Here is a 12,314-nt window from a genome sequence, read left to right on the forward strand (position 1 = left end):
CTGACCAGCCAGGGCGCGGCAAAGCTTGCCAATGCCGCCGCGCTGGGAACGAAAATCCAGATTACCGAAATGGCCGTAGGCGACGGCGGCGGCACGCTGCCCACGCCCGACGCGGCGCAGACAAAGCTTATCGGTGAAAAACGCCGGGCCTCGCTTAATGCGCTGACGGTTGACGCGGCCAACAGCAGCCAGATTATTGCCGAGCAGATCATTCCCGAAAGCGAGGGCGGTTTCTGGATACGCGAAATCGGGCTGTTTGACGCCGACGGCGTGCTGATCGCCGTGGCTAACTGCGCGGAAACCTACAAGCCGCAGCTCGCCGAGGGCAGCGGTCGCACGCAGACGGTGCGCATGATTTTAATCGTCAACAGCACAAGCGCGGTCACGCTGAAAATCGACCCTGCCGTGGTGCTGGCAACGCGGCAGTACGTGGACAGCGCGGTGATTGAGGTAAAGGCTTATGCCGATAAGGCGCTGGCCGCGCACGTTGCCGCCGCCAATCTGCACAAGCAGTACCTGCAAACGGCCAATGCGCTGGCGGAAATTAAGGACGCCGGACTGGTGACGCAGCTGCTTAAAAACCTCGGTCTGGGTGATGCAAAGTTTGTGGTCAGCCGGGGAAAGAATGCCAACGGTGTTTGGGTGGTCTGGTCGGACGGTGCCGTAGAGGCTTACGGTTATTCGCCTTCCTCAATGGTTAACGGGCTGGCTACCGTCACCTATCCCATTGCGCTGCCCGCCGGATCGCTTTACATCAGCATCGCCGAGCGTCTGGCAAGCGATCCGGGTTCAACCAACGTTTTACATACATCAATGGTGATAGACCAGACAGTCACCAAAACCGGTTTTAAAGCCCGCTGCCAGATGTTTGACGGTACGGCTTCCGGATCCTCATTTTCATGGAGAGTATATTGTGCGCCTGTTTAATCCTGTAACCATGACTGAAGCTATTCCCGGTATGCATGACCTGACCGGGGCTGTTGAGCTGGCCGACGATAACTGGTTTTTTATATATACAGAAATTCCTAAGGGTAAAATGCTTAGAGTGGACAAATATGGGTTTCCAATCCTTATAAATGAAGAGGAAGCTAATTATTGAGTGAAAAACTAAGGCCACAGGAGTGGCCTTAGTTATATACTCTTACGCTGCGTTAGCGTAAAAGTATACAGATAAAATAAATACAAAGGCTAAGGCAATCAACGTTCTTTTAAGCCATGTAATAAATTTTGTTCCTTTTTTATCATATTCAAGCACTTCACTTAGTGCTGAGTTATACTGCTCAGTTAGAACGGCTTTTATATTATCAAGGCCGGATTGACCTATGGTGCTGGCTAAATATTTGTTAAATAAATCTCTTCCCCTTACTTCGGTTTTAATGTTTGAGGGCATGTTCATCATTACTAGCTTAAAAGTTTGGTAATTAGATTCTATGATTAGCTCAACAAATCCTTTTTCATTCAGAAATTCTTTTATTTGAATGATGGGTTCTATGATTTTGGTTATATCTCCATTGTCAAGGGGAGATACTGAATCTATTTTAGTGTATGCAGCACTGATTGCTTTAGAGGATTTATCTATTAAAGGTAATATAAAAGACATTTTTGCGCGCGCTTCAGATATCCTTAAGTTCAGCAACCCCCAAAAGAAAATAAATATAGCTGCAAGTGGGGGTAGCGCTGCCTTTATATTCTCTGTCCATTTCCTTTCCATGTAAGGAATATTAAGAGTGTTGTTTATTTTAACTAGAGTATCTTTGATTTCGAATAATCGATTACTTATATCATTGCCATGTTCAGCTGGTTTCTCTACCGGTGTAGGTGTAGGTGTAGGTGTAGGTGTAGGTGTAGGTGTAGGTGTAGGTGTAGGTGTAGGTGTAGGTGTAGGTGTGCCGATTATTTTTATGTTGGCTATGCTAACTTTTAATTCAGTAATTTGTTTTTTTAATTCATTGATTGATTTTAAATTAAGGTCTTCTTTACTCTGAAATATTTTGTTGAATTTTCCGGTTATATTTCCTAGTAAACTATTGTCTTTTTTTTGTACGCTTGTGTTTTCTGATGTAGGGAGGTTGTTTGTTATTTCAGTACTACTAGAGCTAACGGGATATGTACAGCCCGTCATGGAAAAGAAAATTAGAACCAGAAATCTAAGCATGTTTCCTTGCCTTATGTTAGTAGAAGATAGCATTGTCTGCTGGGAATTATTAGCTTGATGTTACTGTATGTTAACGGATTTGGTGCTTTTTGAAAGAAGGACGTAGCTCGAAAGGACGTAAAATTGTTGTGCTACTTTCTTCCTGTTTTGTGATGTCTGAGTAAACACCGTAAAGCTGCATATATCAGAAAGTAAGGGCAATCTGAGCGCACCCATTACACGGAGTGCATCAGATGTCTGATTATCATCACGGTGTCCGCGTCGTCGAAATTAACGACGGCACGCGCACCATTTCCACAGTCTCCACGGCAATTGTCGGGCTGGTCTGTACCGCCGACGATGCCGACGCGACCGCGTTCCCGCTGAACACGCCGGTACTCCTGACCAACGTGCAGGCCGGTATTGCCAAAGCCGGTAAAAAAGGCACGCTGGCCGCGTCCCTGCAGGCGATTGCCGACCAGTCAAAGCCCGTCACCGTCGTGGTGCGCGTGGCTGAAGGCGCGACCGAAGCGGAAACCATCTCCAATATCATCGGCACCACCGACGAAAACGGCCAGTACACCGGCATGAAGGCGCTGCTAAGCGCGCAGACCCAGCTTGACGTCAAGCCGCGCATTCTCGGCGTGCCGGGCCTCGACTCGCTGGATGTGGCGACCGCACTTGCCAGCATCGCGCAGCAGCTGCGCGCCTTCTGTTACGTCTCGGCGTGGAACTGCAAAACCGTTTCCGATGCCATGAAGTACCGCGAAAACTTCAGCCAGCGCGAAATAATGGTTATCTGGCCGGACTTTATCGCCTGGAACACCACGGCCAACGCATCAGAAACCGCGTACGCCACGGCGCGTGCGCTGGGCCTGCGCGCCAGAATCGACAACGACATCGGCTGGCACAAAACGCTTTCTAACGTCGGCGTGAACGGCGTCACCGGTATTTCGGCGGGCGTTTTCTGGGACTTGCAGCAGACCGGCACCGACGCTGACCTGCTGAATGAAGCCTGCGTGACCACGCTTATCCGCAAGGACGGCTTTCGCTTCTGGGGCAACCGCACCTGCAGCGACGATCCGCTTTTTGCCTTTGAGAACTACACCCGCACCGCGCAGGTACTGGCCGACACGATGGCCGAGGCGCATATGTGGGCCAACGACAAGCCGCTGACGCCAGTACTGGTGCGCGAGATTATCGCGGGCATCAATGCAAAATTCCGCGAGCTGGTCAACGCCGGTTATCTGCTGGGCGCGTCCTGCTGGTATGACGAGGCGGCCAACGACAAGGACACCCTGAAGGCGGGCAAGCTGTCGATTGACTACGACTACACGCCGGTGCCGCCGCTGGAAGATTTAACCCTGCGCCAGCGTATTACCGACTCCTATCTGGCGAACTTCGCCGCGTCCGTTAACAGCTGAGGACTGAAAAATGGCACTGCCAAGAAAACTCAAGGGGATGAACCTCTTTAACGACTCAAACAGCTATCAGGGCGTCGTGACCAGCGTCACGCTGCCGAAGCTGAGCCGCAAGCTTGACGCTTTCCGGGGCGGCGGCATGAGCGGCGCGGCGCATATCGATATGGGCCTGGATGACGACGCGCTGGATATGGAATGGAGCATCGGCGGTATCGATGAACTGGTGCTGACGCAGTGGGGAGCAACGTCCGTGCCGCTGCGCTTTACCGGTTCGTACCAGCGCGACGACACCGGCGAGGAAATCCCGGTGGAGATTGAGGTGCGCGGCAAGCATCAGGCGTTTGATTTTGGCGAGGCCAAACAGGGCGAGGACACCGAAACCAAAATTACCACCAAATGCACCTATTACAAGATGACCTTTAACGGCAAGGAACTGATTGAAATCGACACCATCAACATGGTGGAGAAGGTCAACGGCACCGACCGTCTGGAGCAGCGCCGCAAAAATATCGGCCTCGTTTAACTGACCGCCAGTGCCCGGCGCTGGCCTTACCCCGACTTAAAAAAGAGAACAATCATGGAAAACAAAGAAAACATCGTCACCCTGGAAACCCCGGTTATGCGCGGCGAGCAGGCAATCAACACTATTGAAGTGATTAAACCCAACTCCGGCGCTCTGCGTGGAACCCGCCTGGCCGACCTTGCAGGCTCGGACGTGGACGCGCTGATTACCGTGCTGCCGCGCATCACGCTGCCGACGCTGACAAAGGCGGAATGCCTGAACCTCGATCCGGCCGACCTGATTACGCTGGCCGGTAAGGTGATCGGTTTTTTGTCGCCGAAGTCGGACGAGTAAGCTGGCCCAAAACGCTGACCGTTAACGAGCTGATGGCGGACATAGCCACCGTGTTTCACTGGCCGCCGTCTGAAATGTACGCCATGCCGCTGGGCGAGCTTATCGACTGGCGGCACAAGGCTGTCGTGCGCAGCGGAGTAAAGACCGATGAATAACCTCAAGTTGCAGGTGCTGCTGAAGGCGGTAGACCAGGCGTCGCGTCCGTTTAAAGCCATTCAGAACCAGACAAAAGCGCTGGCGGGCGGCATCCGCGAAACGCAAAGCAGCCTGAAGGAGCTGGAAGCGCAGGCGGCGAAAATTGACGGATTTCGCAAGACGAGCGGCCAGCTTGCGGTCACGCAGCAGAGCCTGAAGGACGCCAAAGCCGAAGCGGCCGCGCTGGCCGTCGCGTTCAGGAACACGGAAAAACCCACCACGGCGCAGGCCCGCGCACTGGAGAAAGCGCGGCAGGCCGCCAGCGCGCTGCAGACCAAAATCAACGGCCTGCGCCTGTCGGTACAGCAGCAGCGCGAGGCGCTGAACGCCGCCGGGATCTCCACGAAAAGCCTCGGCAGCGAGCAGCAGCGGTTGAAAACGGCCGCCGCCCAGGCAACCGTCAGCCTGAGCCGTCAGAAAATGGAGTTGCAGCGCCTGGGTCAGCAGCAGGAGCGGCTGAACCAGACCAGCGAGCGCTACCGCAAGGGCCAGGAAATGTCGGCGAAAATGCGCAACGTTGGCGCGGCTGGTGTCGGTGCCGCCACGGTTGGCGCGGTCGCGGCTTCCTCCATCCTGCGTCCGGGCTACGACTTTGCGCTGGCTAACTCCACGCTGCAGGCGACGCTCGGCCTTGATAAAAACTCCGCTGACTTTCAGTCGCTGCGCACCCAGGCGCGCAGCATCGGCGACAACACGGCGGCCTCGGCCAACGACGCCGCGCAGGCGCAGATCGTTATCGCCAAATCGGGCGCAAGCGTTGACGACATCAAGGCGGCTACGCCGGTAACGCTGAATATGTCGCTGGCGAACAACCGCACGATGGAGGAAAGCGCCGAGCTTTTGATGAGCACCAAAAACGCTTTTGGTCTGGCTAACAGCGAGGTTGCGCACCTGGGTGACGTGATATCCGCGACGCTCAACAAAACTGCGACTAAATTCGACGACCTGAGCGACGCCATGCCCTACGTCGCGTCGGTGGCTAAAAATGCGAAGGTCAGCGCCGAACAGACGGCGGCGATGATTGGATCGCTGGCAAACAACGGCACGACCGGCAGCATGGCCGGGACGGGCATCCGCGCCATGCTGCTGCGCGTGCAGGCGCCAACCGGCGAAGCGGGAAAGGCGATAAAAGAGCTGGGTGTAAATACCGCCGACGGCAAGGGTAATCTGCGGCCGTTCTTCACCATCCTGAAGGAGATGCAAAAGTCCTTTGATAAAAACAAGCTCGTGGCCGGTCATACAGTACCTGTTGAACACTGTAAATCCCCGCCCAAAATATCCTATAGATATCCTGGAAAACAAAAAGGACCTACGCTATTAACGTAAGTCCTTGATAAATCTGGTGGCCCCTGCTGGACTTGAACCAGCGACCAAGCGATTATGAGAACTATCAGGCGCTATATAAAAACAATGACTTACCTTAAAATCAATAAGTTATGAAGTTAATATAAGGCAATATAGGGCAATAAACCTAATCTTCAGCGACACTTTTGCGACACATTTCCAAAGGGTTGAGCTTAACGGCATCTTCAAAGTGATCGGGCGCAAAATGCGCATAACGCATCGTCATTTTGATATCGGTATGGCCGAGTATCCGCTGCAGTACCAAAATGTTCCCGCCATTCATCATAAAGTGACTGGCGAAGGTATGACGCAGCACGTGCGTCATTTGCCCATCAGGCAGCTCGATTCCGGCTCGATCCAAAGCTGAACGGAACGCGTAATAGCAAGGTGTGAAAAGCGCGCCGTTCTTCTTAGGCAATTCTTCGGCCAAAGCTGGGGAAATGGGAATTGTGCGATTCTTCTTCCCTTTGGTTTTGACAAAGGTAATACGCTGCCCTGAAACCTGCGAACGTTTCAGGCCTTCCGCCTCACTCCATCGCGCGCCGGTTGCCAGGCATAGCTTCACGATCATCAGCAGGTCTTTAGCCGAACTGGCTTCGCACGCGTTTAACAATAGTGCGATTTGCTCTGCGGTCAGGTAAGCCATTTCGCTTTCGTCGATACGAAAATGGCGGACGTTCTCAAGAGGATTCGGTAACGTCCATTCGCCTAACCTTTTAAGTTCATTAAAGACGGCAAGAAAATAAGCCAGTTCCAGATTCAAAGTGCGCGGCGCAACTTTACTTATCCGCTTAGTGCGGGCGAAATGACCTTCAAGCCGTTTAGCTCGATAGGAAGTGAAAAGCTGTGCATTGAATTCTGCTGCAAGCGGATAGCCCATACATTCACACGCCCACGTCATAGCAGCTTTACGCTTTTCACCATCTTTGAGCGTAATACCGTGACGGCTGAACCAAAGTTCTACCAGGTCAGTTAAGCGGCGCGTTTCTTTCGCTTCACCCAACCAAGGAGCCGCTTCTATTTTCTCAAGCGTATAGCTTTCAAACGCCAGGGCTTCGCCTTTGGTCGCAAACTTCTTGCGGACGCGCTTACCTTCTTTTCCGCTGCTACGGTCAATAGTGTAGAAATCAGCGATCCATTGACCGTTGGGGAGCTTTCTGACTGGCATAATTAGTTATTCAATACCTATTGTTTCTGTTGCCTGTATACAGCCTGAACTATCCAATGTTGAGCTAGCTTATCGTCAGAGCGACGCGGCCGATTATATTGATTTCATCAAGTGAGCAGTCGAAAGATGCTCCTGCGCCAACGCTGGACACGCGCACTTTTTTAACAGGGATACGTGTAAGTACTCTTACGCTGGTTTTACCTTCAATCTCAATCAACCAGTTATTGTCGTAAATTTCGCCAAAATCTTTATCGATAATGTACTGCGTTGAGCCTTCCACCACGCAGACAGGATCTTTTGGTAAGGCCTTTCCCGGCAAGAATGCGTTCTTATCAATCATAAAACTGCCGTCATCGAAAAGCTGCCCATCAACAATTTTATGACGCGGTAAATTTAAAACATCCAGCTCGCCGTCGCTGTGCTTAAGCCCCTGACCCGTAACCAGCCATTCCAGCGTCGCACCTGTTTCCGCCATACATCTCACCACAACATCAGCAGGGAAAAAGTCACGCTTATAACGATTGGCGAGACTACTACTTGCGATCCCAAGGTGGTCGGCCAGAGCAAGTTTTGTACTAAAACCGTACGCTTCGATAACCCGATCCAGTACCGCAGCTCCGCCCTGAGTGAAGTTAATTTGTAGGTTCACGAAAGTTTGACCTTGCAAGTTTTCACGAAGTGAGTTTAAACTTCGCTTTGTAGGTTTAAGGAAGTATTAACGCTTATTGCCCGATATTGACCTATCGGATTAACCAACGGAGTTTGCCCCATGCGTCCCAACATTACAATTGTGATACCCGAACCTTATCTGCCGCTGGATGAGTACTGCCGCAGGACAGGCACCAACAAAGAGACAGCTAAAAACCTGATTGAATACGGAAAACTGCCTATCAAGGCTAAAGGAAAGCAGAAAAAGGCTTTAGTCGAAGTGAACATGGCGGCGCTGACTATTCAGGCGCTAAGTGAATGCAACGTCTCACTTCAGGCGTGAAAAGATCGTATCAGCTAGGATGAAGCGAATCATGTTTGATTATCAGGTTTCCATACAACCGCACTTCGATAACGCCTGTCAGGCTTTTGCCAGCCGCCATAACATTCGTGAGCTGGCCGACAGGTTGGGGATGAATCACCAGACGCTGCGTAACAAGCTGAACCCGGAACAGGCGCATCAGCTTACTGCGATGGAGATAGCGGCGATTACCGACGTTACCGAGGACGCAACGCTGATAGATGGTTTGCTGGCACAAATGAAATGCATGCCAGCGGTGCCGGTTAATGAGGCCAAAGCCGAACGCATGACGCACTACGTTTTGCAGGCAACGTCGGAAATAGGGAAGGTGGCCGCTGCTGCTGTGTCAGGCCAGAAAATGACGCCTTCCTGTAAAAACGCGTTTATGGAAAACATCAATGCAGGCATCCGTTGCCTGTCGCTGATCGGTTTAAGCGTTCACGCCCGCGTGCATTCTAATCCCGCCTTGGCTAACACCGTTGATGCAATTAGCGGCCTCGGTGCCTCCATCGGACTGAGTTAATTATGACAATTTCAATGGCTGCGCTACTGAAGCGTCGAAGCCCGCTGCCCGCATACGGTCATGGCTGGATTATGACTAAAGAAGGCCAGCGCTGGCACCCGACATTAAGCAAGCAACAACCCGCCGGAAATATGGCAGTAAGCAAAAGAGGTAAATCATGGCTATCGAAGCTGAAGCAGCACTGGCTGAAATAAAAACGGGCGCGAGAGTGGCCGGACTAAATCACGTTGCCGAGCTGCGATCTAAATTTTGGGGCAACGATTGCGGAAAAGATATCACCCGCTTTTTTGATGAAATGCGCGATACCACTGACCGGAACTATCAGGAAAACAAGCGGGCATTAAGCGCCATTTTCTATCTGGCGAATATTCGGACTGAGCGGCACGAACTTGATTTCAGTGAGCTGACCACTGATGAAAGAAGCGCGCTTATCCGTGCGATGAACCATTTTCGTGCAGTTGTGAGCTTATTTCCCAAGAGAATGACGCTGCCCAATTAATCACTCTTTTTAAATAAATGACGTCAACCCGTCGGGCATCCCTTTGCCCGCCTTCAGGAAAAAGAAAAATGAGAAATATCGAAACCCGCAATTTTGACAGCGAAACAGAGGCGCTGACCGCGCTGCTGAATAAGGCCCGCATTGAAGAGCGTAAAGACCGTGCGCTGGCCGTTTCCGACCGCCTTGTTGAGCTGGCCGTATATATCCATCAGCAAGAACTGAACGGCACCGAGGCCGCCGAACTTATCCGCCGTGAGGCCGAGCGTTACACTAATGAATCGAAGGAGCTGCACTGATGGCCGACTCAATGGATCTGGTGCAGCTGCGCACTGAAGAAATGCTGGCGCGTAATATCGCCCAGGTAATTTATCGACCGCTAACGGTCAGTGCCTCTTTTTGCGAAGACTGCGATGCGCCTATCCCTGAAGCGCGCCGCCGCGCCGTTCAGGGCGTTACCCGTTGCGTGACCTGTCAGGAAATGGACGAGCTGCAAAGCAGATACCGTCAGGTCAGCGCGCAATGATGCAGGAATATGCTTACCCGTGGAACGCTCCACGGGAAGCGATCGCCAGTCCTTATCGCACTTATGAAGAAGAGCACAGCCGCAGTCGGATGATTGCGGCTTTGTCACGTGCGCAGGATTTATTGGAGAAGCAGCCGACGCTTGTACAGCTGGATGTAAAGCGTCGCACCGGTGAGCTGGAGAAAACTCACGGCACAGCCCGTGCCAATGCGTACTTAACGAAAACTTTCGTTGAGCGCACATTGCCACGCGTTGAAAGCGTTAGCTCGCAATATCACCTCGGTGAAATGAGCGCTGGCACCTTTACGCTACTGACGGGTAATGCCACTGATAAAACGGGCGCAGCCGGTGCGGCGGGTACGCTATGGGAGCTGATGAACCGCTTTAACCGCCTACCGGATCTGGCCCGTGCCGACGTGGATTTGCTGGCCGGGGATATCGCCAGCTTTATTCTGGCGGAAATGGTGCAGGCGCACGGCCAGTCTGAGGATGAATCAGACTATAAATACACGCACCGCGTGTACATGACGGCAGCGACCATCACCCGCGAACTGAAGCAGACCCCGCCACTGTGGGAGAAAGTTACCTCGCGTATTTTCTGCCCGGAAGACGTGACGCCTGCGATCATGCGTATGCAGACTGAAAAATGGTGGAAAGGCCGCCTGCGCCGCGTGGCTTCCTCATGGCGTGAACACCTGCAGATCGCACTCGCCAACGTCAGCAAAAAGCATACGCCTTACGCCAGCACCATGACCGTAAACGAGTGGCGCGAGCAGAAACGCCGCACACGTGAATTCCTCAAGGGCATGGAGCTGGAAGACGAGGAAGGCAATCGCATCAGCCTGATTGAAAATTACGACGGCAGCGTGGCAAACCCGGCGATCCGTCGCTGTGAGCTGATGACCCGCATTCGTGGCTTTGAAAATATTTGCAACGATATGGGCTTTGTCGGCGATTTCTATACGCTGACCGCGCCCGCCCGCTATCACGCCACAATCAAGACCGGCTATCGCAACCGCAAATGGAGCGGTGCCAGCCCGGCGGAAACGCAGCGCTATCTCTGCAACGTCTGGCAGAAAGTCCGCGCCAAACTGCATCGGGAAGAGATCCGCATTTTCGGCATTCGCGTGGCCGAGCCGCATCACGACGGTACGCCCCACTGGCATATGCTGATGTTCATGCGCCCGGAAGACGTGCAGCGCGTGCGGCAGGTGATCTGCGATTACGCGTATCAGCAGGATAGCTACGAACTGACCACGGACAAAGCCAGAAAGGCCCGCTTTCATGCTGAGGCTATCGATCCAGAGAAAGGCAGCGCGACCGGCTATGTGGCTAAGTACATCTCCAAAAACATTGACGGCTACGCGCTCGACGGCGAGCTGGACGACGAAAGCGGCAAAGAGCTGAAGGAAACCGCGCCCGCCGTGTCTGCCTGGGCGGCGCGCTGGCACATCCGTCAGTTTCAGTTTGTCGGCGGTGCGCCGGTAACGGTTTATCGTGAGCTTCGCCGTATGGCCGACAGTGAAACGGCTCAGGGTTTAAGCGTTGAGTTTGCCGCCGCGCACGATGCTGCAGACGCGGGCGACTGGGCGGAATATGTTAACGCCCAGGGCGGCCCGTTCGTGAAGCGTGACGAGCTGGCCGTGCGCACCTTGTATCAGGCAAGCGAAGACTGCAACGAGTACGGCGAGGAAACCGTGCGCATTAAGGGCGTTTACGCCACGTCAGTTGGTGAAGACACCCCGATCTTAACCCGCCTCGCACAGTGGAAGATTGTGCCAAAGCGCGCCGTTGACCTGGCCGTTGATTTTAAGGACGCGTCCGCGTCCTCTCGGAGTTCTGTCAATAACTGTACGGGAGGTTTGAGATCCGAAGATTCGAAACTGCCGGAAAGTATTGGTCATCGTGAGCTTTCAACATTGACCCGCAAGGAACGGAGGAGGCTGTTAGTCAGGGTAAGGGCTGATATACCGGAAAAGAGACATATTCAGCTGCGCCGCTCTGACAAAACAGAGGCAGCGTGCGACAACGTGATCGGCCAGATACGCGACATCACCCGCGAAACCATCAGCCGTGCGGTCGCCGTGCGCCTTATTAGCGGTACAGAAACCAAAATCAACGGGCAATGGTTCCGCAGCTCTGCCGGTGGTGATCTATTTAGGCCTAGAAAGCGTATCAATGCTGAAAACCTGTTAAGCAGATTCAACCGCTTGGCGGATAAAAATGCCAAATCACATCTATAGAATAAAAAGCTATTTTAATCAGCGACATAAAAATGTTGCTTTGGCATAAGATTTTTCTCACGTAACGATTTAAGGTTATGATACTGTATAAAAACACAGTAAATAGGGGAGGGAATGTGGATAACGAGTTACAAGAGCGTGTAACGCTTGAACGTGTAGAATTTATAGCCAGGCTGACAACGGAAGGGATGTGTAAAGAGCGGGACAGAGAGATTGCGCTGAACCTGATCGCCGAAATCGCAGCCAACAACACGCTTTCAGATGGAAATTTTTCGGTCGCATTTTCGACCGTACCTTGTCAAAAATAGTTTCAGGTGACTGTCAGCAAAACGGGTCAGCAGCCATGCATGCATCAGGTGCATGGTTTTGCATGCTTCGATCCCTTTTGAGGATCCCTCT

General features: G+C 52.7%; 17 protein-coding genes and 1 pseudogene. 15 read left to right on the forward strand and 3 right to left on the reverse strand.

Annotated features, from left to right (window positions below):
• On the forward strand, positions 1–927 hold a 927-nt coding region (locus ACETPC_RS23370; RefSeq protein ID WP_380184832.1), incomplete at its 5' end, for a phage tail protein.
• Positions 914–1,099: a hypothetical protein gene (locus tag ACETPC_RS23375; RefSeq protein ID WP_380184833.1), complete on the forward strand. Its 186-nt coding sequence runs from the start codon at positions 914–916 to the stop codon at positions 1,097–1,099. The genes ACETPC_RS23370 and ACETPC_RS23375, both read left to right, overlap by 14 nt.
• Positions 1,100–1,141: 42 nt before the next feature.
• Here ACETPC_RS23375 and ACETPC_RS23380 read toward each other — a convergent pair whose 3' ends face one another.
• Positions 1,142–2,155 carry a hypothetical protein gene (locus ACETPC_RS23380; protein ID WP_380184834.1) on the reverse strand — a complete coding sequence of 338 codons (1,014 nt, stop codon included), beginning with the start codon at positions 2,153–2,155 and terminating at the stop codon, positions 1,142–1,144.
• A gap of 233 nt (positions 2,156–2,388) precedes the next feature.
• On the opposite strand from ACETPC_RS23380, the gene ACETPC_RS23385 reads away from it, so the two are divergent.
• From ACETPC_RS23385 to ACETPC_RS23405, 5 genes and pseudogenes are all read left to right on the forward strand, one after another.
• Positions 2,389–3,558, forward strand: a complete 1,170-nt coding sequence (locus tag ACETPC_RS23385; RefSeq protein WP_380184835.1) for a phage tail sheath protein — start codon at positions 2,389–2,391, stop codon at positions 3,556–3,558.
• A 10-nt stretch (positions 3,559–3,568) separates the two neighbouring features.
• Entirely contained in the window at positions 3,569–4,078 is a 510-nt protein-coding gene (locus ACETPC_RS23390; protein ID WP_380184836.1) for a phage major tail tube protein, read from the forward strand.
• A 54-nt stretch (positions 4,079–4,132) separates the two neighbouring features.
• A complete protein-coding gene (locus ACETPC_RS23395; protein WP_380184837.1) occupies positions 4,133–4,411 on the forward strand; it encodes a phage tail assembly protein in 279 nt (92 codons plus the stop codon).
• Positions 4,412–4,443: 32 nt separating this feature from the next.
• Positions 4,444–4,566 carry a GpE family phage tail protein gene (locus ACETPC_RS23400; protein WP_380184838.1) on the forward strand — a complete coding sequence of 41 codons (123 nt, stop codon included), beginning with the start codon at positions 4,444–4,446 and terminating at the stop codon, positions 4,564–4,566.
• Positions 4,559–5,833: pseudogene (locus ACETPC_RS23405) on the forward strand (phage tail tape measure protein); the annotation flags it as partial. The gene ACETPC_RS23400 and the pseudogene ACETPC_RS23405, both read left to right, overlap by 8 nt.
• A 244-nt stretch (positions 5,834–6,077) precedes the next feature.
• On the opposite strand, the gene ACETPC_RS23410 reads toward ACETPC_RS23405, so the two are convergent.
• Together ACETPC_RS23410 and ACETPC_RS23415 are read right to left on the reverse strand one after the other, a co-directional pair.
• Positions 6,078–7,118, reverse strand: coding sequence for a tyrosine-type recombinase/integrase (locus ACETPC_RS23410; RefSeq protein ID WP_380184839.1), 1,041 nt, complete (start codon positions 7,116–7,118; stop codon positions 6,078–6,080).
• 64 nt (positions 7,119–7,182) lie between these two features.
• Positions 7,183–7,767, reverse strand: a complete 585-nt coding sequence (locus ACETPC_RS23415; RefSeq protein ID WP_380184840.1) for a phage repressor protein CI — start codon at positions 7,765–7,767, stop codon at positions 7,183–7,185.
• 120 nt (positions 7,768–7,887) lie between these two features.
• Here ACETPC_RS23415 and ACETPC_RS23420 point away from each other — a divergent pair, with 120 nt between their 5' ends.
• From ACETPC_RS23420 to ACETPC_RS23455, 8 genes are all read left to right on the forward strand, one after another.
• Positions 7,888–8,109, forward strand: a complete 222-nt coding sequence (locus ACETPC_RS23420) for a regulator (protein ID WP_253455671.1) — start codon at positions 7,888–7,890, stop codon at positions 8,107–8,109.
• A gap of 31 nt (positions 8,110–8,140) precedes the next feature.
• Positions 8,141–8,650: a phage regulatory CII family protein gene (locus ACETPC_RS23425; RefSeq protein WP_380184841.1), complete on the forward strand. Its 510-nt coding sequence runs from the start codon at positions 8,141–8,143 to the stop codon at positions 8,648–8,650.
• Between the two features lie 2 nt (positions 8,651–8,652).
• Positions 8,653–8,844: a phage filamentation protein Fil family protein gene (locus ACETPC_RS23430; protein ID WP_380184842.1), complete on the forward strand. Its 192-nt coding sequence runs from the start codon at positions 8,653–8,655 to the stop codon at positions 8,842–8,844.
• Complete coding sequence (locus tag ACETPC_RS23435; RefSeq protein WP_253455662.1) at positions 8,808–9,149, forward strand: DUF5347 domain-containing protein; 342 nt, start codon at positions 8,808–8,810, stop codon at positions 9,147–9,149. The genes ACETPC_RS23430 and ACETPC_RS23435 overlap by 37 nt, the downstream gene beginning before the upstream one ends.
• Positions 9,150–9,217: 68 nt before the next feature.
• Entirely contained in the window at positions 9,218–9,445 is a 228-nt protein-coding gene (locus ACETPC_RS23440; RefSeq protein WP_380184843.1) for a DUF2732 family protein, read from the forward strand.
• Positions 9,445–9,672, forward strand: a complete 228-nt coding sequence (locus ACETPC_RS23445; protein ID WP_380184844.1) for a TraR/DksA family transcriptional regulator — start codon at positions 9,445–9,447, stop codon at positions 9,670–9,672. The genes ACETPC_RS23440 and ACETPC_RS23445 overlap by 1 nt, the downstream gene beginning before the upstream one ends.
• Positions 9,669–11,915 carry a replication endonuclease gene (locus tag ACETPC_RS23450; protein WP_380184845.1) on the forward strand — a complete coding sequence of 749 codons (2,247 nt, stop codon included), beginning with the start codon at positions 9,669–9,671 and terminating at the stop codon, positions 11,913–11,915. Before ACETPC_RS23445 ends, ACETPC_RS23450 begins: the two co-directional genes overlap by 4 nt.
• A 116-nt stretch (positions 11,916–12,031) precedes the next feature.
• On the forward strand, positions 12,032–12,223 hold the full coding sequence (locus ACETPC_RS23455) for a hypothetical protein (RefSeq protein WP_380184846.1): 192 nt from the start codon (positions 12,032–12,034) through the stop codon (positions 12,221–12,223).
• Positions 12,224–12,314: the final 91 nt, after the last annotated feature.

Origin of the sequence: Pantoea sp. sgz302252, assembly GCF_042610525.1 — a bacterium.
Lineage (GTDB): Bacteria > Pseudomonadota > Gammaproteobacteria > Enterobacterales > Enterobacteriaceae > Erwinia.